Here is a 17476-nt window from a genome sequence, read left to right on the forward strand (position 1 = left end):
GGAGGCGATGCCCCCGGATCAATCCCGGAGCGAAGGAACCCGAGCCACAGCGAGGGCCGAACGTCAGGGTAAAGCCTTTTTGGTTACTTTTTCGGCGTCTGGAAAAAGTGACCCGCCGTCAGGGCGGAACCCTAGGAAGCCGCTACCGCAGCACCGGATATGGACTCAGTCAAAAACAGGTTTGGGGGCTTCCCCCCAAACATAGAATCTCCCACAGGGGTCAGGCCATTTCCAGCTCCCGTTCTGCCGCGAGCGGTGCCACTGCAAATCGATCCGCCAGAAACGGCGTGATATCCAGCGGCAACGGTTCATCGTTGACCAGTTTGTCCAGCAACACCCCGGTAATCGCCGACGTCAGAATCCCCGTGCGGAAATGCCCGCAAGCATTCAAATAGCCTTCCACCCCCCGCATCGGCCCAAGAATCGGCAATTCATCCGGCGACCCCGGACGCAGCCCGGCCCATGTGCGTTTGAGGTTGATGTCGGCCAGTTCCGGCAGGCAACGCACCGCGCCCTGCACCAGCCCGGCGATTTCCGGCCAGGTGGTAGTCACGTCAAAACCCTTGTCCTCAGTGGTACTGCCAATCAGGATTTCGCCGTTGTCCTTTTGCGCCATGTAGCAATCGCTGGTGGTCAGGCAGCCATTGAGAATTTTCGGCAGGCGTTCGGTGAGCAGAATCTGACCCTTGACCGGTTTCACCGGGATGCGAATGCCGGTGGCCCACTCGCTCAAATCTGCAGCCCAGGCACCGGCAGCGTTGATCAGGGTTTTGCAGTGGAATACGCCGGCCTCGGCCGTTTGCACGCCGGTCACGCGCGTGCCGTGGTGCAACACGCCGGTGATGTTGGTGTTGACGTACATGTCGACGCCGTTCTGACGCGCGCCTTCGGTGTAGGCATCGGAGAGACGGAACGGGCTGACCTGATGGTCGCAGAGAAACTCCAGCGCCCCGCGCGCTTCGTGGCTGACGCTCGGTTCGGATTCGCGCAGTGCCGCCTGATCGAGCCAGCGCACCTGATCCGCCAGGTGCGGAATGCAGCCGACGATGTGTTCGGCGTAGGCCCGATCCTCGTCGTCATAAATCACAAACTTCAGCCCGGTCTTCTCGAATTTGAAATCCATCCCGTGGTTGTCTTTCAACTCGCGGTGCAGCGCCGGGTACAGCGCGTTGGACTGCAAGGCAAAATCGAAAAACGAATCCGGCAGAATGTGCGGCGTACTCGAATCCACCGCCACCGCCGCGCCCTGGGTTTCGCGCTTGCGGTTGGCCGACATCATGCGGAAGAAAATCACCCCGCAACCCAGCCCCACCGACTCGCCAATCGCCCACAAGCCACCGGCCGAAGCGCGGGTCGCATTGCCCGGACGCTTGGCGTCGATCAGCGCGACTTTGAGGTTTTTGCGTTTGGACAACTGATAGGCGATGGACGCGCCGATCACACCGCCGCCAGCGATGACCACGTCATAGAACTTACTCATGGGAAACGGCCTCCGTGCCGAGGGACTGGAATGCGGAAAAGGGAATCGGATCAATCGGGAAACGCGGGCGCAGCCAGCCGACATCCTGGCGACCTGTAGCCTGACGCAAGCGGTCGCTGCAATAGCCGACGCACATCCGTCCCTGACAGTCGCCCATGCTCACGCGGGTGCGCATTTTCAGGCTGGCGATGTCTTGCACGCCTTGCTCCAGCGCCAGATCGATATCGGCGCGGGTTGCGTGTTCGCAGCGGCAGATCACCGTGTCGGCGGCCGGCAATGCGGTTTGGCCGACGCCGCGTTCGGTGTAGCGATCGACCGCCGCACGGAAGCGCACGATGGCTTTGAGCTTGCCCAGATAACGGTCACGACGAACTCGCGCCAGGTCTTCTTCGAGCACACCGCGTTGCAGCAGGATCGAGGTCGCGGCGATCTTGCCGGCGAGCATCGCTGCTTCGCCGCCGCGAATCCCGCCCATGTCACCGGCCAGATGCACGTGCGCTTCGTTGCTTTGCTGCCATTCATTGGCGTTGGCGCGCAGATAACCGTCATCGCTGAAGCCGTGATCCAGCCCCATCTGCTGACTGAGTTGAGTGCGCGGAATGAAGCCGTAGCCGACCGCCAGGGTCTGCGCTTCGAAGCGCTCGACGCGGCTCATGTCGGCCTCCCATGTCGCCGAATACGGCGCCACGCTGACGCTCTTGAGTTCGCCTTCACCGTGCGCTTCAACCACGCCCCAGCCGTAATTCATCGGGATGCCATGCAGTTTCAAGTAGGCGAGCATGCTCAAGCCATCGAGGAACAGTTGCGGTTTGTTCAACAGTGCCAGGCTCTCGCGGGCGATCTTGCCGAAGGCGCAGGCCTCATACACTCCGGCCACTTTGACTCCCGACGCGTGCAGCTGCGTCGCCACCAGCGGCAACAACGGCCCGGTGCCGGCGATCACCACCGGGCCTTGCGGTTTGACCACGCCGCTTTTGATCTGCAATTGCAGACCACCCAGCATGATCACCCCCGGCAGGGTCCAGCCGGGAAACGGCACGCTGCGTTCGTGGCAACCGGCGGCCAGCAGCAACTGCGGATACTCGATCTCGTGCAGATGCTCATCGCCATCCAGCACCACCAGCGAACGCGTGCCCTCAGCGCCGACCACGCGGTGATTCAGGCGCACGTCGATCAGCCCGGCCTGTTCCTGAAATTCGCCATGCAGTTTGCTCAGCGCCTCGGAATAGCGCGGCCCCAAGTAGTCAAGCTGCACACCATCGCGCAGCGGTCCGCGATAAACCACGCCGCCGAGGCGCGAGGCTTCTTCGAGTAGGGTCGAGCGCACGCCGTGGCGCGCCAGTTCAATGGCCGCCGCCATTCCCGCCGGGCCACCGCCGACGATCACCGGTTGCAGGCTCATACGACCTCCTGCCCGTGGATGCGGTTGACCTGGGTTTCAATCAGCATGCCGTCGCGCACCACGGTCTGGCAGGCGCGGCGTTTGTGGCGGCCGTTGATTTTCACCAGACAGCATTGGCACACGCCCATGCCGCAATAGGCACCGCTGATCTGATCGTGATCATTGCGTGCAACCTGGCGCACGCCGAGGGCTTGTATGACGCTGAGGACGGTTTCGCCGATGGCGGCGCTGACCGGTTGGCCGTTGACGTGGACGGTCATGTCCGCCTGCGCCAAAGGCTGGATATCGAAGGTTCTTTCTTGGCAGTGCATTGCGTTGATCTTCCGTGAAATGTTCAGTGAGTTTGCGACAGCTCCTTGCTGCACTACACCTGACCGGCTCGTGGGGGTTATCTCTCTATCGGGCCGGCAGGGTTACTCCGTCAGCGGCACAAGGTGCGCGCGCAAGCAATGTAGTCGATCCAGCGGCAAGGGCCGGGTTATTTCACGGTAGGGGATATTGCGCGGTGAAATATTGATCCAGGCCAGTGAAACCGCTGGGGGCATTTCCGTCGGTCAGTTGGAGAACACGAACTGCCCTTTGATCTTTTTCGCACCGATGAAGCCGAGGTCCGGGAACAGCAGGGTTTTGACCCAGGCGGTGTAAAACACCAGCGCCAGAGTGATGGCGACGATAATCAGAGTCGACACCGGCTCCTCGGCGTAGCCTTTGAACATGCGCGGCATCTGACTGATCGTCAGCAACACGAACACGGTGTAGAACGCGGCGATATTTTTGTAGAAGCCCCAAGCGAACAGCAGCGGAATGCCCCCCACCATCAGCGTGACCGCCAGGGCGACTCCCAGACTGACTTCGTAAAACAGGAAAAACCCGGCAAACGCGCCAAGCAGTGCCTGAAGGCAGGTCAGCACTACCAGAATGGTGACCTTTAGCGAGTGCCGCTCTCTAAGCGCCGGATCCGGGCGAGCGCCAATCCATGCGGCGAGAACCCGATCCTTGACCTTGCCACCCGACAACGCCTTGAACGTTTCGGTTTTGGAGCGTCCGGCATCGAGCATCTCGACCAGTTGCCGTTTGATTTCCTTCTTGTCCAACGTGCTCATCCTTAAAAACAGACAGAAGCGGCCAATCCCCTTCCGCCGCGAGATTGTCCCTGCTCGTCCTGCAGAAAGCAAAAAGCCGCTTTCACCCGAAGGTGAAAGCGGCCGAGGCAGATGCCTCAATCAATCAATTACGTGAACAGAGCGATCAGGATGATGATCGGGATCGGGATGCCAAGGAAAAACAGCAGTAGTGAACGCATGGAGGTACTCCTTGATCAAGAGATCTGATTAACGAACCGGAGGAATGGTGGTCGTGGTGTAGGTTTCGACTTCGACGTACTCGACTGCATCCCGGCGACGACCGCCGAAAGTAGCGGCGAAACTGGCGAAGAACGCACCGGCCAGCAGCGCGACGAACATCCACAGCGCAGTCAGGGCAGCGATTTTTGCAGCAGCATCAGCCACCTGTTGCGCTTTGACTTTGGCATCGGCAATGGCTTTCTGAGTGCGAGCGTAGACTTCATCAACCCGACGTTCGGCATCGGCCTGAGTCAGGTTGGTACGCTGGGCCACCAGTTGCGCAAGGTAGGTACGATCTTCAGCGCTGAGCTGACCGTTGGCCAGGCTCTGAGTGAAGATACGTGCCACGGCACCGTGAGCAGCGTCATCACTGACAGCCACCGGACGATCATCGCGGAACAGGCTGTCGATGAAGTAGCCGTACTGATTGCTGTCGGTATTGGCCGCTGCTGTACCAGCCGCTTGCGTTACGGCACTGGCTGCACCGCCGGCCACACTGGCACCGGCCTGCACGCCACCGCTGATGACGCTACTGACCGAGCCGACCACCAGAATCGCGGTCACCAGAGTCGCTACGCACCAGGCCAGGAAGCCATGCGCGGTGTCGCGGAAATACACCTCGTCACCGTGCATGTTCGCCCACTTGACCCGCAGGCGACCGGCGATGTAACCACCCAGACCGGAAGCGATGATTTGCGTCGCAGCCAGCCAGACGATTGTCGAAATGCCCAGGCCCTTGGCGCTGACGCCCTCTCCGGCCCACGGTGAAACCGCCGAGAAGCCCAGACCGAAACCGAGCAGCACCAGGATCAACGACAATGCCGCAGCCGCAGCCGCGCCAGCGAAGATCGCGCCCCAGGACACACCTGAGACGTTGCTCGAATCTCCTTCAAAGGCAGGATAAAACCCATCAGAGGATCTATTCATTGTTGTTCTGCTCCAGGCATGAAAAATGGTGTTACAACTCGTCGAGAGAGGAATTGCAGTGACCGTGCCAGCCGCACAAATAAAATAAATCGTTATTTTTCAGATGATTACAAAGACTGAACTTCCCTGAACCTTGCAAATTGCAATAAATGATCGAAAACAGCGTGCTTTCTGCACTGGCGCAAAAGCCTCGGCGATCTGACTGTGCATCAGCTACAACATGAAAGTTAATTTAAAGCGGGACGCTAAAATCTTGGCAAAATGCTGCCATTGCGTTTAACCAGATCAGCAGGCCCCTCATGACTCGCATCCTGACCATCGAAGACGACGCCGTGACCGCGCGGGAAATCGTCGCCGAACTGAGCAGCCACGGCCTCGACGTGGATTGGGTCGACAATGGCCGCGAAGGCCTCGACCGGGCCGTCAGCGGCAATTACGACTTGATCACCCTCGACCGCATGCTCCCCGAGCTGGACGGTCTGGCCATCGTCACCACCCTGCGCACCATGGGCGTGTCGACGCCGATTTTGATGATCAGTGCCCTCTCCGACGTCGATGAGCGCGTGCGCGGCCTGCGGGCCGGCGGCGACGATTACCTGACCAAACCGTTCGCCACCGACGAAATGGCCGCTCGCGTCGAAGTATTGCTACGGCGCCAGAGCAGCGGTGGCACCCAGCCGACGACGTTGCGCGTGGCCGACCTTGAGCTGGATCTGATCAGCCACGAAGCACGCCGCGCCGAGCAGGTACTCACCCTGTTGCCGACCGAGTACAAGCTGCTCGAGTTCCTCATGCGCAACTGCGGCCAGATCCTCTCGCGCATGATGATTTTCGAGGAGGTCTGGGGCTATCACTTCGACCCCGGCACCAACCTGATCGACGTGCACATCGGCCGTCTGCGCAAGAAGATCGACCCGCCGGGCAATGTCCCGCTGATCCGCACCGTGCGAGGCTCGGGTTATGTCATTGCCGAACCCGTCTGACGGTTGGCGTTCCTCCAGCAGCCGACTGCTGGCGCTGTACAGTTCGTTGTTCGTGGCGTGGAGCGCGATCCTCATGGGGGTCATGTATTACGAGGTCTCCGGCTACCTCGACAACCTCGCCAAGCATTCGCTGATGCAGCGCCAGCACCTGTTTTCGCACTTCCGCGGCGAGCAACTGGAAGACGCCTTGGCGGCGAGCATGACCTTCGACATTCGTGGGATCGACGCCTACGGCCTGTTCGATGCGCAGCAACGCTACCTCGGTGGTGCGTTGCAGGAGATTCCTGAAGGCCTGCCGCTGGACGGCAAGATTCACATGCTCGCCGAATGCGCCAACTCCGACGATCCGACCCTGCCCAACGACAGTTGCGATGCGGTCGCGACCCAGACTCGCGACGGTCGCTGGCTGGTACTGCTGCGCGACAACGGTTCGCTGTTCGCGGTGACGCGGATCATTCTGCACGCGTTGTTCTGGGGCGTGTCGCTGACGATTGTGCCGGGGATCGTTGGCTGGCATTTGCTGCGGCGCCGACCGCTGCGGCGGATTCGGGCGATTCAGGCCAGCGCGCAGTCGATTGTTGCCGGTGACTTGACCCACCGGTTGCCGCTCTCGAATCGCCGCGACGAACTGGATATGCTCGCCGCCATCGTCAACGCCATGCTCGATCGCATCGAACATTTGATGAATGAAGTCAAAGGCGTGTGCGACAACATCGCCCACGATTTGCGCACGCCGCTGACCCGATTGCGCGCGCAGTTGTATCGCATGCAACAGCAGGCGGGCGAAGGTTCGCAGGAAGGCGCGCAACTGGATCTGGTACTGGCCGAGGCCGATACGCTGATGGCGCGCTTTCGCGGGTTGCTGCGGATTTCCGAACTAGAGGATCGTCAGCGCCGTTCAGGCTTTGTCGAGCTGGATCCGGTGTTGTTGCTGGAGGAGTTGCACGACTTCTATCTGCCGCTGGCCGAGGAAGGCGAGTTGACTTTCCAACTGGCCATGCCCGAATCGTTGCCGCTGATTCATGGCGACCGCGCGCTGCTGTTTGAAGCCCTGGCCAATCTGCTGAGCAATTCGATCAAGTTCACCCCGGTTGGCGGCGCAGTGATTTTGCGTGGCGTGAATGACGCTGGGCAGACGCGCATTGAAGTGCTGGATTCCGGGCCGGGCATCCCCGAGGCCGAACGCGAGGCGGTGTTTCAACGGTTTTATCGCGCCGAGGGTGGGCAACCGCAGAGCGGCTTTGGTTTGGGACTGTCGATTGTCGCGGCGATTGTCAGCCTGCATGGCTTCAAACTTGAGGTGGGCAACAGTGACCTGGGTGGAGCGCGGTTGGTGCTCGATTGCCGGCAGAGCTTGATCGCACAATCTTGAAAGCACCCAAAAAACCTGTGGGAGCGGGCTTGCCCGCGATGGCGGCAGTTCAGTCGAAACAGTGTTGACTGACACACCGCTATCGCGGGCAAGCCCGCTCCCACAGGTTATGCGTGAATCTCAGGATGGATAATTGGCGCGCAGCGCTTCGAGGCCGCCCTGGTAGATGCCGCCAAACAGCGCCACCACTTCCTCGTCGCTCACACCCTTGGCGTTGAAACGTCCCGACCACGTTACCCGCGCGCCCTGCCCTTGGGCTTCAACGCGAATCGTCGCCAGATAATCAGTCGCCGGGAACGGTGCCTGCTCAATCGAATAGCTGTAAGTCTTGCCGGCGTTATCAAACGTCTGCAGACGCTCGATCACCACCGCGCCGTCCGCCGTTTGCAGGCTGCGCACGCGCCCGCCTTCGCTCAGCTCACTCTTGGGAATGAACGGCAGCCAGTCCGGCAGCGTGTTGAAGCCACCAATCAATTGCCAGACCTGATCGGCCGAGGCCGGGATGTCGATTGTTGCTGATGCAGTTGCCATAAAAATCTCTCTATAAAACAGGAATTCAGATTGTCATGCTGTCGACCACACCGCCATCGACCCGCAGAGCGGCGCCGGTGGTGGCCGAGGACAGCGGCGAAGCGATATAGGTGACCAGGTGCGCAACTTCTTCGACGTTGGCCACGCGCTGAATGATCGAGGTCGGGCGGGCCCGACGTACAAACGCGTCAGCTTCTTCGCGCAGGCTGCGGCCGGATTCCGCGGCGGCGTCCTTGAGCATTTCCTCGACACCGTCGGTGAAGGTCGGCCCGGGCAGGATCGCATTGACGGTTACACCAGTGCCAGCCAGACGTTTGGCCAGACCATGCGACACCGCGAGGTTGGCGCTTTTGGTCACGCCATAGTTGATCATGTCGGCCGGGGTCGCCACACCCGATTCCGAAGACAGGAAGATCACCCGGCCCCAGCCCTTCTCGACCATCGCCGGCACGTAATGCCGCGACAGGCGCACGCCGGAGATCACGTTGACTTCATAGAAGCGCGTCCACTCAGCGTCGGGCGCATCGAAGAAATCCACAGCGTTGTAGATCCCGAGATTGTTTACCAGGATGTCGGCTGTCGGTTCGGCGGCGAACAGCTTTTCCGCGCCCTCGGCAGTGCCCAGATCCGCAGTCAAGCCGCGCAACTGCGCATTCGGCACTTGCTGACGAATGCTCGCCAGCGCCTGTTCAACCTTGGCCGAGTCGCGGCCAATCACCACCACCGTGGCGCCCGCCTCGGCCAATGACTGGCTGATGCCCAGGCCGATGCCAGCGGTGCTGCCGCTGACAATTGCGAGTTTGCCGCTTAGATCGATCTTCATGCTTTCACCTCATCAATTGGGAGTGGTGCACGTTCAGAAATCAATTTCGCTTCACGCAGCGCTTGCCAGAAACCAGCCGGAATAGTCGCCGACAACGCAGCCACATCTTCAGCAATGCGCCCCGGCTTGCTTGCGCCAGGAATCACCGCCGCCACGGCCGGGTTGGCCAGCGAAAATTGCAGCGCAGCAGCTTTCACATCCACGCCATGCGCGGCGGCGATGCGCTTGATGTGCTCGACCTTGGCGATGACTGCCGGGCTGGCCTTCTGGTATTCGAAGTGCGCGCCACCGGCCAGGATCCCTGAGCTATAAGGGCCACCGACGACGATTTCAACCTGCTGCGCCAACGCCGCATCCATCAGGCGCTGCAAGGCGCGGTCGTGATCGAGCAGCGTGTAGCGGCCGGCGAGCAGGAAGCCGTCGGGTTGCGCTTCGGTCAGATCGAGGGTCAGCTCGCACGGCTCGACCTTGTTCACGCCCAGGCCCCAGCCTTTGATCACGCCTTCTTCACGCAAGCGAGTAAGAACTTTGAACGCGCCGGTGCGCGCCTGATTGAAGTACTCCAGCCATTGATCGCCGTAGAAATCCTGCGCGATGTCGTGCACCCAGACGATGTCGAGGCGATCGGTTTTCAGGCGCTTGAGACTGTCTTCAATTGAGCGCAGGGTGGCGTCGGCGCTGTAGTCGTTGACGATTTTGTTCGGGCGGCCATGTTCGAATACGCCGCTCTTTTCGCCGAGATCACGGGCCGCAGCGTCTTCGACTTCATCGAGAATGACGCGGCCGACCTTGGTGCTAAGCACGAAGTCATCGCGTTTGTATTGCGACAGCGCTTCGCCGAGGCGGATTTCGGAGAGGCCCGAGCCGTAGAACGGCGCGGTGTCGAAGTAGCGCACGCCAGCATCCCAAGCGGCGTGCACGGTGGCTTGCGCTTCCTCTTCAGGAATGGCGCGAAACATATTGCCCAGTGGCGCGGTGCCAAAGCCGAGTTGGCCGGGGAGTTTGTCTTTCAGGCTCATGAAATTTTTCCTCGATTGCGGTGGGTCGTGGTTGACCGTTGAGCAGATCGTAGATTGCGCGACCCAGACCGTCCAAGACATAATCCGCAGCACTTGAGTCCCTTTAGGTCTGACATGATCGATATCCGCCAATTGCGCTACTTCGTCGCCGTCGCCGAGGAGGAACACGTCGGTCGCGCCGCCGAGCGCCTGCACATTTCCCAATCGCCACTCAGTCGGCAGATTGCCCAGCTTGAAGAACGCCTGGGCCTGACGCTGTTCGAGCGCAGCCAGCAACGCATCCGCCTGACCCGCGACGGCCAGACTTTTCTCGCTGAAACCCGCGCCCTGCTGACCCACGCCAATCGCCTGGAGTCCCTCGGCAAGCGCTTGGGCCGTGGCGAAGAAGGTGGGTTGTGCATCGGCTACATAGAAAACGCCATGCACGCCGGGGTTTTGCCAAATGCCTTGCGCGTGCTGCGGGTGGATCGGCCGAGCGTGCATGTCGCGCTGTACAACCTGAGTTCCGCCGAGCAACTTGAAGGCCTGCGTCAGCGTAGTCTCGATATCGCACTGGTGAGTGAGCCGCCGACGGCTGACGATCCAGATTTGCTGGGGTTTCAGGTGCTGGACGATCCGATGCTGCTGGCGCTGCCGGAACAGCATCCGCTGGCGCAGCAGGCTTCGCTGGAACCCACGGATCTGGCCGGTCAGGAATGGATCGGCGTGCAGCCGCGCCAGGATGCCAGTGATGAGTTTGTCAGCGCGTGCATCCGGGCGGGCTTCACGCCGGATGTGCGGATGCAGGCGACCGAGCCGTTTACTGCGCTCGGGTTGGTGGCGTCGGGGTTGGGGATTGCGATGATTCAGAAAGGACTGAGCCACAACGCGCCGCCGGGGGTGGTGTTGCGCGAGGTGCCGTGGCTGGTGTTCACCACGCCATTGTGGGCGGCCTGGCATCGGGTGAATTTGCGGCCGTTGGTGGAGACATTTCGCAAAGTGCTGACTGATACCCCGCCAACACTGTAGGGATTGCGTTGGGTCAGATGGGTTGCAGATGCAGGAGGCCGTCGCTGGCGATATTGAGAGTGATCGCGTTGTAACTGGCGATGGTGGCGTGTGGGGTTTCGATCGGATGCTGATGCGTAGCGGTGATGATCATCAATTGCGCACCCGCAGCTTCCGCTGCAAGAATTCCGACCGTGGCGTCTTCGAAGATCAGGCAATCCTGCGGTTCCAGCCCCAGTCGTTTGGCTGCCAACCGGTAACCCGCCGGATCAGGCTTTCCGGCCGTCACGTCCTCAGCCGTGATCATCACCGCAGGCTCGGGAATCCCGGCGGCGGCCATTCGTCGCAACGCCAGATCACGTGGTGCGGAAGTCACCATCGCCCAGCGATCCGCTGGCAACGATTGGAGAAATGCCGCAGCACCCGGAACCTCGACAATGCCGTCGACATCGCCAATTTCCGCCTCGGTAATAAACGCCGCTTGCGCCTCTGCATCCACACCCGGCAGGTTCAACCGACGAATCGTATCAATCGCCCGCACACCGTGAATGGTCGGCAAAAACGCTTCGACATCCACCCCATGACGCACGGCCCATGCTGACCAGATGCGCTCGGCGGCCGCGATGGAGTTGAGGACGGTGCCGTCCATGTCGAACAGGAACGCGCCAAACGCGCGGTTGAAAACAGCATCGTGAGCGGACAATGGATTGCATCCTCGCAAGGGGCCGGAAAATGTACCCGGCAATGTAGCACTTGCGCTGGCCCTCAATGCAGTTGGTGCGACTCCTTGGAGTTGAACGCATCCTGCACGCAATCGAGCAATTGGCCGATCGCCCAAGGCTTTTTGATAAACGCCACCGGACGCTTGACCCCGGACGTCTCCGGCGTTTCATAACCGGACATGACCATCACCGGTTTGTCCGGCCAGCGCTCGCCCACCAGATTCGCCAGATCCGCGCCGTTAAGCTTGCCGGGCATGGTGATATCGGTGAGCAACAGCGCAACTTCCGGCGCGTGGGTTTCCAGATAGATCGAGGCCGCGTCAGCACTTGAATACGGCTCGACGGTGAAACCCTCCTCCTGAAGAATTTCGCATAGAAACTCCAGAATCAACGGATCATCCTCGACCACCAGAATCAACCCGCCAGGAAGGTGCGCGCTCGGCGTCGGAATTGGACTCATGAACTGACTCTCCCTGAATTGCATGAACATTTTGTAGCGGCTTGTTCCGCTGCTTATCTGGTATGAGCGGCGGCCTTTGCAGAAATTCATTTTTGATACAGCTCTTTTTGATAACACCCGACCGTAAGCCCTTCGTGCGGCTGCATTTGTGGTTAAAATGCCCGCCCTTTTGCTTTGCCGATCCCGATTGATGACCCCTGAAGCTCTCGCCACCCTGCACGCCCATCTGCTCACCGCGCTGACCTCCCCGCCGGCTGAAACCCGGCGTCTGTTCCACGGGCGCGGGCGTTGCTGGCCGGGGCTGGAGCAGCTGACGGTCGACTGGCTTCAAGGCGTGGTGCTGGTAGCGTTGTTCAAGGAATCAGAGCCTGCGCACCTTGCTGACCTGAAAGCCTTGCTGATGACCATCACTGGATCGACGCAATGGCAGCAGTCCGGCGCCCACACTCTGCTGATCCAGCATCGCTACCTGCCGCAAAGCACCGCCGAATGGCAGCTCGGTGCGGAAATCGACGAACTGACCATCGTCGAGGGCGGGCTGAAATATCTCGTGGATCTGGGCCGCAAACAGAACGCCGGACTGTTTCTCGACATGCGCTACGGCCGCGACTGGGTGCGCGAGCAGGCGGCGGGCCAACGCGTGCTCAATCTGTTCGCCTACACCTGCGGCTTTTCCGTGACGGCGATCGAGGGTGGCGCCAGCCATGTAGTCAACCTCGACATGTCGCGCGCCGCGCTCAGCCGCGGCCGTGACAATCACCGTTTGAACGGGCATGACCTGAGCAAAGTGACATTCCTCGGCCACGACCTGTTCAAGTCCTGGGGCAAGGTAATCAATAGCGGCCCGTACGATCTGGTGATCATCGATCCGCCATCGTTCCAGAAAGGCAGTTTTCTGCTGACCAAGGATTACCGGCGTGTGCTGCGCCGTCTGCCGGAACTGCTCACCGAGCATGGCACGGTGCTGGCGTGCATGAACGATCCGGCGCTGGGTTCGGACTTCTTGATCGAAGGCGTAACCCAGGAAGCGCCGAGTTTGCGTTTTGAAAAGCGCCTGGAAAATCCCCCGGAATTTCCCGATATCGACCCTGAAAGCGGCCTCAAAGCGCTGGTCTTCAAACGCGCCGACTGATCAGACATCCCCACAGCGTCAAAGGAATAACCGGGTTCCGAGTTCGCGCGCCGTTGGCAGATGCTCTGCAGAATCGCGCGACTCGGATTCCAGCATCAACGTCGAACTGCCCACCGTCGCCCCGCAATAATCGAAGATGCCGTGATCGATCTGCGCCTTCATTGCCGCGCCATAGCCGTGGCGTTGGTAAGTCCCGGCATCCGCCCCGCCGATGCCAACCAGATGCACCCGCAGGCGTCCGAGTTTCTTTTCCAGCTTGGCATCGCTGGCAAAATCAAACGCCCAGCCATTACTGAACACCCGATCGATCCAGCCCTTGAGCAGCGCCGGCATCGCCCACCAGTAAACCGGATAGACCAGCACCAGCGCATCGGCGCGGTCGACTCTTGCCTGCTCGGCCAGTACGTCCGACGGCGGCAGGGATTCTCGGTGATGCACCGCCAGATCCGCCGCTGTGAAGCGCGGATCAAAACCTTCACTGTGCAAATCAGCAATTTCGAAGGTGTGATGCGTAGCGCTAACGCCCTGGGCAATCTGCCCGGCCAACGCGTGGGTCAGCGAACGCGGATCGTGATGGGCGACGACAATCAATGCGTGCATGGGAAAATCTCCAGTTATATACTCTTGGTAAGTTACGAACAGTAAGCTACGTTTGGTATATAAGCGATGTCAACCACTGAAATCCCCGAAGCTGCTCAACCCCGTCGACGCATGTCCCGCGAGGATCGCCAGCGCCAGTTGCTCGACATGGCCTGGCAACTGATCCGTGAACAAGGCACCGACGCCCTGACCCTCGGCTATCTGTCAGAAAAGGCCGGCGTGACCAAACCGGTGGTCTACGACCATTTCAGCACCCGCGCCGGATTGCTCGCCGCGCTGTATCAGGATTTCGACCAGCGCCAGACCACGCTGATGGACGCCGCGCTAGCCGATTGCGGCGCGACATTGACGGACACGGCGACGGTGATCGCCACGGCGTATGTCGATTGCGTGTTGACCCAGGGTAACGAGATTCCCGGGGTGATCGCCGCACTGGCGAGCACCCCGGAACTGGAGAAGATCAAGCGTGAATACGAGGTGATTTTCCTCGAAAAATGCCGCAGCGTGCTCTCGCCGTTCGCAGCTGGCGGCGCGATTGCTCAGGCCGGATTGCGCGCCATGCTCGGTGCCGCTGAAGCATTGTCCAACGCAGCGGCCACCGGCGAAATCAGCGCCGCAGAAGCGCGCGATGAACTGTTTGCGAGCATCGTGGCGCTAGTCGAAAGAGCCAGTCGTAATCAGTGAACGGTCAGCCGCTGGCGCACGAAATCTTCGGTGCGCCGCGTCACCTGATCCAGATGCCGATCACGCTGTTTCTCGGCATCGAGCATCGCCCGCTTGCCGTGTTTTTGCAGCAGATAGGTGTGAATCTGCTGCACTTCCAGCGAACGATAAATCGGCGTGGTATCGATGAAGCCGCTCAAGCCGTTGCTGCGATAAGAGCGGGTATTCATCAATACCTGAGTCGCGCGCTGCCCCAGCACTTCAAAGCCCAGCGCTTCGAAATACGGGACTTTGCCCACGGTGCAGGTCAGCTCGGCATGCGGATAACGCCCGACCATTTCCGCGATCATCGAGCGCGCCACGCCTAGATGCCGATGGCCCTCGCGAACAGCTAGATAGGCCACATTGCAGGCTTCCCAATCGCCCTGCACCGGCAGGTACAACAGGAAACCGATGACTTGTTCCGGGTCGTCATCGTCGGTGGCCACCAGCAATTCCACGTCCATGCCCTTCTCGCCGTTCAACGCCTCCAGATACAAATGCACCTCATAGCCGACCGCGTACTGATAGACGTTGTACAGCAGGTTGCTCGGGCCGAGGCCGACCGCGCTGATGTCGGTCAGGTAATCGACGACCATCTGCAAGATCTGGCTGTTGACGCCTTCGGGGCATGGCGATTTGTAGTGGGTGATGCGGGGCATGGCGAACGGACTCCGGCGGAAAACCCGGCCATCATACCGCGCCTGTGCGTTCCAGACCGAGCGGCCTCACTGCTGCGGCGCGACAACCTTGAACTTGATCGCAATGTCCTTGGACACCACGCTGTCCGCCCACTCCCCCGCACCGAGGCCGAACTCGTCGCGCTTGAGCACCAGTTCGCCATCGAAGATGCCAATGGCGTTGCCCGGTTTCAGTTCCACCGGCACCTGCACTTCGCGGGTGACGCCTTTTAGTGTGAGTTGGCCGACGATCAGATATCGGTTGTCGCTGACCTGGCTGAATCGCGTTGATTCGAAGACTGCCACCGGGAATTTCGCCGTATCGAACCACGCCGGTTTCACCAGCTCTGTGTTGGCGTCGTCGCTGCCGGCATCGATGCTGGTCAGGTCGATGTGCAGGGTGGTGCGGGCGTTAGCGAGATTGGCGGTATCGAATTCGAGGGTCGCGTCGAACTTGCCAAAAGTGCCGTACATCCGCGAGCCCATCTGGTTGTAGGTGAAACTGATCTGGCTGGCGGTGGCATTGACGCGGGTGTACTCGCCCGCCTGCGCCGCTGGCATGACGATCAGGCAACATGCGGCGGCCAGCAACAATCGGATCGACATGGGATTTCTCCGGCGTGCAAGTGGCGCCTCGGTTGACTTAAGCAAACATCCGCCGGTATCGCCAGTTCGAAATCAGCCCCGCGTAGAGGTCGTCAAACCAGGCGCTGGATCTTCTGATGCTGCCAGACCACTTTGTAATACAGCGTCTGCAACACCAGCATGCCCAGATACGCCACCGGAAACGCCATCCACACACCCTGCAATCCAAAGTGCCCATCCAGCCAGTATGCGGCCGGCAATTGCACGCCAACCACGCAGACAATCGCAATCGCCATCGGCACCAACACCGTGCCACTGGCGCGCATGATCCCGCCGATGATCGCCTGGAAGCCGAACACCAACAGACTCCAGAGCATGATGTGCAGCAGATGCTCAGCCATCACCCGCGTCGAATCCTCAGTGAGGAACAAGCCCAGCAGCCAGTGCGACAGCAGGTAACCGAGCACGATCAGACCACCCGTCAGGCATACGTTGATCCACAACCCGGTGCGCAGAATCGGCCCCATGCGCTCCAGCCGTCCGGCGCCAATCGCCTGAGCGGCGAGGATCGACGCGGTGATCGAAATCGACAGCGCCGGAAACTGCACGTAATTGACGATCTGCGTCACTGCGCCATAGGCCGCTGTCGCTTGCGAACCGTGCTGGTTGACCAGCGCCAGAATCACCAGCTCCGACAGCGACAGCACGATCATCTGTACTCCGGTCGGCAGACCAATGCGCAACACCTTGCCGAGGATTGCCCCGTCCAGCCGCAGTGATCTGAAAAATTCTCGATCCGGTGCCAGCGGATGGCTGTTGCGGATCAAACGCCACGACAGCCACGCCATCGCCGCGAGGTTCCCCGCCAAACCGGCATATGCTGCACTCTGGATTCCCATTTGTGGCAAACCGAACCAGCCACGGATCAGCGCCGGCGTCAGCGCCAGTCCAACGCAGGTCGACACCACCAGCGCCAGCAACGGCGTAAGCGTATCGCTGACCCCGCGCAGCAATTGCGTGAACAACACGAACACCAGCAACGACGGCAAGATCCACATCATCACGTGCGCGTAGGCCACCGCATCATCCAGCACATCCGCCGGCGTCCCCAGCCCCTGCAAAGCCGAGCGCGCAAACACACTGCCCAACACCGCCGCGACCAACCCGATCAACACCCCGAGCAACAGGGTTGCCCCCGCAATGGCCTTGACCATATGCGTCTCGCGCGCGCCCCACGCCTGCCCGATCAACACCCCGGCCCCGGCGCCGAGACCGATCACCAGCGCGATGAAGAAGAACACCACCGGAAACATCCCCGAAACCGCCGCCAACGCCTGCGTCCCGAGCATCTGACCAATGTAGATACTGTTGATCGTGCCGGACATCGATTGCAGAAAGTTCGACAGGACCATCGGGGCGAGGAACAGCAGGTAGGTTTTCCAGAGGGAGTGGTTGGTGGGGGTTGGGGTTTGCATGGGCTGGAGGTCCATCTCGACTGCTGAAGGGCGATACAGAATAGCTTCGGTGAGTTGAAGGCGAGGTGCAATGAACATCTCATGGATTCTGACGCGCACCCTGCCACCGCAGAGCTGTGCATTCGCTCGCCAGCCCTCTAAATCAGGGCTTCTGCCTGTCATTGCCGGCGTCGATAGTCACCATCACGTCAATGAAGTTCTCATAAAAAATCCCGGGCGTAAGATCGGCTCCATACCAACCAACAACACCCCG

19 protein-coding genes are annotated in these 17476 nt (G+C 60.5%); 5 read left to right on the plus strand and 14 right to left on the minus strand.

Annotated features, from left to right (window positions below):
- Positions 1 to 220: 220 nt before the first annotated feature.
- The 5 genes from hcnC to ACP7BN_RS17000 all read right to left on the minus strand — a co-directional run bounded on the left by hcnC (position 221) and on the right by ACP7BN_RS17000 (position 5152).
- Positions 221 to 1480 carry a cyanide-forming glycine dehydrogenase subunit HcnC gene (hcnC, locus tag ACP7BN_RS16980; protein ID WP_426205343.1) on the minus strand — a complete coding sequence of 420 codons (1260 nt, stop codon included), beginning with the start codon at positions 1478 to 1480 and terminating at the stop codon, positions 221 to 223.
- Positions 1473 to 2882 (minus strand): cyanide-forming glycine dehydrogenase subunit HcnB, encoded by a 1410-nt coding sequence (hcnB, locus tag ACP7BN_RS16985; protein ID WP_420648909.1) that lies wholly within the window; start codon positions 2880 to 2882, stop codon positions 1473 to 1475. The genes hcnC and hcnB overlap by 8 nt, the downstream gene beginning before the upstream one ends.
- A complete protein-coding gene (locus ACP7BN_RS16990; protein WP_426205344.1) occupies positions 2879 to 3193 on the minus strand; it encodes a (2Fe-2S)-binding protein in 315 nt (104 codons plus the stop codon). The genes hcnB and ACP7BN_RS16990 overlap by 4 nt, the downstream gene beginning before the upstream one ends.
- A 243-nt stretch (positions 3194 to 3436) precedes the next feature.
- Positions 3437 to 3976 carry a hypothetical protein gene (locus ACP7BN_RS16995; protein WP_420648911.1) on the minus strand — a complete coding sequence of 180 codons (540 nt, stop codon included), beginning with the start codon at positions 3974 to 3976 and terminating at the stop codon, positions 3437 to 3439.
- 237 nt (positions 3977 to 4213) lie between these two features.
- A complete protein-coding gene (locus ACP7BN_RS17000) occupies positions 4214 to 5152 on the minus strand; it encodes a hypothetical protein (protein WP_426205345.1) in 939 nt (312 codons plus the stop codon).
- A 299-nt stretch (positions 5153 to 5451) separates the two neighbouring features.
- On the opposite strand from ACP7BN_RS17000, the gene ACP7BN_RS17005 reads away from it, so the two are divergent.
- Both ACP7BN_RS17005 and ACP7BN_RS17010 read left to right on the plus strand, forming a co-directional pair.
- Positions 5452 to 6135, plus strand: coding sequence for a response regulator transcription factor (locus ACP7BN_RS17005; RefSeq protein WP_420648913.1), 684 nt, complete (start codon positions 5452 to 5454; stop codon positions 6133 to 6135).
- Complete coding sequence (locus ACP7BN_RS17010; protein ID WP_426205346.1) at positions 6113 to 7507, plus strand: sensor histidine kinase; 1395 nt, start codon at positions 6113 to 6115, stop codon at positions 7505 to 7507. The genes ACP7BN_RS17005 and ACP7BN_RS17010 overlap by 23 nt, the downstream gene beginning before the upstream one ends.
- A gap of 120 nt (positions 7508 to 7627) precedes the next feature.
- On the opposite strand, the gene ACP7BN_RS17015 is transcribed toward ACP7BN_RS17010, so the two are convergent.
- Genes ACP7BN_RS17015 through ACP7BN_RS17025 form a run of 3 tightly spaced genes read right to left on the minus strand, consistent with a single transcriptional unit; the run spans position 7628 to position 9880 of the window.
- Positions 7628 to 8038 (minus strand): SRPBCC family protein, encoded by a 411-nt coding sequence (locus tag ACP7BN_RS17015; RefSeq protein WP_426205347.1) that lies wholly within the window; start codon positions 8036 to 8038, stop codon positions 7628 to 7630.
- Between the two features lie 25 nt (positions 8039 to 8063).
- Positions 8064 to 8861, minus strand: a complete 798-nt coding sequence (locus ACP7BN_RS17020; protein WP_426205348.1) for an SDR family NAD(P)-dependent oxidoreductase — start codon at positions 8859 to 8861, stop codon at positions 8064 to 8066.
- Positions 8858 to 9880, minus strand: a complete 1023-nt coding sequence (locus tag ACP7BN_RS17025) for an aldo/keto reductase (protein ID WP_426205349.1) — start codon at positions 9878 to 9880, stop codon at positions 8858 to 8860. Before ACP7BN_RS17025 ends, ACP7BN_RS17020 begins: the two co-directional genes overlap by 4 nt.
- A 114-nt stretch (positions 9881 to 9994) precedes the next feature.
- Between ACP7BN_RS17025 and ACP7BN_RS17030 the strand changes: the two genes are divergently transcribed.
- A complete protein-coding gene (locus tag ACP7BN_RS17030; RefSeq protein WP_426205350.1) occupies positions 9995 to 10888 on the plus strand; it encodes a LysR substrate-binding domain-containing protein in 894 nt (297 codons plus the stop codon).
- A gap of 13 nt (positions 10889 to 10901) precedes the next feature.
- Here ACP7BN_RS17030 and ACP7BN_RS17035 read toward each other — a convergent pair whose 3' ends face one another.
- Positions 10902 to 11570, minus strand: coding sequence for an HAD family hydrolase (locus tag ACP7BN_RS17035; protein WP_426205351.1), 669 nt, complete (start codon positions 11568 to 11570; stop codon positions 10902 to 10904).
- Positions 11571 to 11632: 62 nt separating this feature from the next.
- Positions 11633 to 12049, minus strand: a complete 417-nt coding sequence (locus tag ACP7BN_RS17040) for a response regulator (protein ID WP_426205352.1) — start codon at positions 12047 to 12049, stop codon at positions 11633 to 11635.
- Positions 12050 to 12239: 190 nt separating this feature from the next.
- Here ACP7BN_RS17040 and ACP7BN_RS17045 point away from each other — a divergent pair, with 190 nt between their 5' ends.
- Positions 12240 to 13181, plus strand: a complete 942-nt coding sequence (locus ACP7BN_RS17045) for a class I SAM-dependent methyltransferase (protein ID WP_426205353.1) — start codon at positions 12240 to 12242, stop codon at positions 13179 to 13181.
- Positions 13182 to 13199: 18 nt separating this feature from the next.
- Here the strand turns inward: ACP7BN_RS17045 and ACP7BN_RS17050 are convergent, their stop codons facing one another.
- Entirely contained in the window at positions 13200 to 13781 is a 582-nt protein-coding gene (locus ACP7BN_RS17050) for an NAD(P)H-dependent oxidoreductase (protein ID WP_426205354.1), read from the minus strand.
- A 66-nt stretch (positions 13782 to 13847) separates the two neighbouring features.
- Here ACP7BN_RS17050 and ACP7BN_RS17055 point away from each other — a divergent pair, with 66 nt between their 5' ends.
- The gene (locus ACP7BN_RS17055) at positions 13848 to 14465 is read left to right on the plus strand and encodes a TetR/AcrR family transcriptional regulator (protein WP_426205355.1); all 618 of its coding nucleotides are present in this window, start codon (positions 13848 to 13850) and stop codon (positions 14463 to 14465) included.
- Here the strand turns inward: ACP7BN_RS17055 and ACP7BN_RS17060 are convergent.
- From ACP7BN_RS17060 to ACP7BN_RS17070, 3 genes are all read right to left on the minus strand, one after another.
- Positions 14459 to 15145, minus strand: a complete 687-nt coding sequence (locus ACP7BN_RS17060) for a GNAT family N-acetyltransferase (protein WP_426205356.1) — start codon at positions 15143 to 15145, stop codon at positions 14459 to 14461. The genes ACP7BN_RS17055 and ACP7BN_RS17060 overlap by 7 nt on opposite strands.
- A 66-nt stretch (positions 15146 to 15211) precedes the next feature.
- The gene (locus ACP7BN_RS17065) at positions 15212 to 15769 is read right to left on the minus strand and encodes a YceI family protein (RefSeq protein WP_426205357.1); all 558 of its coding nucleotides are present in this window, start codon (positions 15767 to 15769) and stop codon (positions 15212 to 15214) included.
- Between the two features lie 92 nt (positions 15770 to 15861).
- Complete coding sequence (locus tag ACP7BN_RS17070; protein ID WP_426205358.1) at positions 15862 to 17223, minus strand: MATE family efflux transporter; 1362 nt, start codon at positions 17221 to 17223, stop codon at positions 15862 to 15864.
- Positions 17224 to 17476: the final 253 nt, after the last annotated feature.

This window comes from Pseudomonas sp. TWP3-1, assembly GCF_049896625.1.
Lineage (GTDB): Bacteria > Pseudomonadota > Gammaproteobacteria > Pseudomonadales > Pseudomonadaceae > Aquipseudomonas.

Bases quoted from the DNA above. Each gene is read 5' to 3' on its own strand.
- hcnC (WP_426205343.1), bottom strand. From the start codon at position 1,480: ATGAGTAAGTTCTATGACGTGGTCATCGCTGGCGGCGGTGTGATCGGC.
- hcnB (WP_420648909.1), bottom strand. From the start codon at position 2,882: ATGAGCCTGCAACCGGTGATCGTCGGCGGTGGCCCGGCGGGAATGGCG.
- ACP7BN_RS16990 (WP_426205344.1), bottom strand. From the start codon at position 3,193: ATGCACTGCCAAGAAAGAACCTTCGATATCCAGCCTTTGGCGCAGGCG.
- ACP7BN_RS17000 (WP_426205345.1), bottom strand. From the start codon at position 5,152: ATGAATAGATCCTCTGATGGGTTTTATCCTGCCTTTGAAGGAGATTCG.
- ACP7BN_RS17005 (WP_420648913.1), top strand. From the start codon at position 5,452: ATGACTCGCATCCTGACCATCGAAGACGACGCCGTGACCGCGCGGGAA.
- ACP7BN_RS17010 (WP_426205346.1), top strand. From the start codon at position 6,113: ATGTCATTGCCGAACCCGTCTGACGGTTGGCGTTCCTCCAGCAGCCGA.
- ACP7BN_RS17015 (WP_426205347.1), bottom strand. From the start codon at position 8,038: ATGGCAACTGCATCAGCAACAATCGACATCCCGGCCTCGGCCGATCAG.
- ACP7BN_RS17020 (WP_426205348.1), bottom strand. From the start codon at position 8,861: ATGAAGATCGATCTAAGCGGCAAACTCGCAATTGTCAGCGGCAGCACC.
- ACP7BN_RS17025 (WP_426205349.1), bottom strand. From the start codon at position 9,880: ATGAGCCTGAAAGACAAACTCCCCGGCCAACTCGGCTTTGGCACCGCG.
- ACP7BN_RS17030 (WP_426205350.1), top strand. From the start codon at position 9,995: ATGATCGATATCCGCCAATTGCGCTACTTCGTCGCCGTCGCCGAGGAG.
- ACP7BN_RS17040 (WP_426205352.1), bottom strand. From the start codon at position 12,049: ATGAGTCCAATTCCGACGCCGAGCGCGCACCTTCCTGGCGGGTTGATT.
- ACP7BN_RS17045 (WP_426205353.1), top strand. From the start codon at position 12,240: ATGACCCCTGAAGCTCTCGCCACCCTGCACGCCCATCTGCTCACCGCG.
- ACP7BN_RS17050 (WP_426205354.1), bottom strand. From the start codon at position 13,781: ATGCACGCATTGATTGTCGTCGCCCATCACGATCCGCGTTCGCTGACC.
- ACP7BN_RS17055 (WP_426205355.1), top strand. From the start codon at position 13,848: ATGTCAACCACTGAAATCCCCGAAGCTGCTCAACCCCGTCGACGCATG.
- ACP7BN_RS17060 (WP_426205356.1), bottom strand. From the start codon at position 15,145: ATGCCCCGCATCACCCACTACAAATCGCCATGCCCCGAAGGCGTCAAC.
- ACP7BN_RS17065 (WP_426205357.1), bottom strand. From the start codon at position 15,769: ATGTCGATCCGATTGTTGCTGGCCGCCGCATGTTGCCTGATCGTCATG.
- ACP7BN_RS17070 (WP_426205358.1), bottom strand. From the start codon at position 17,223: ATGCAAACCCCAACCCCCACCAACCACTCCCTCTGGAAAACCTACCTG.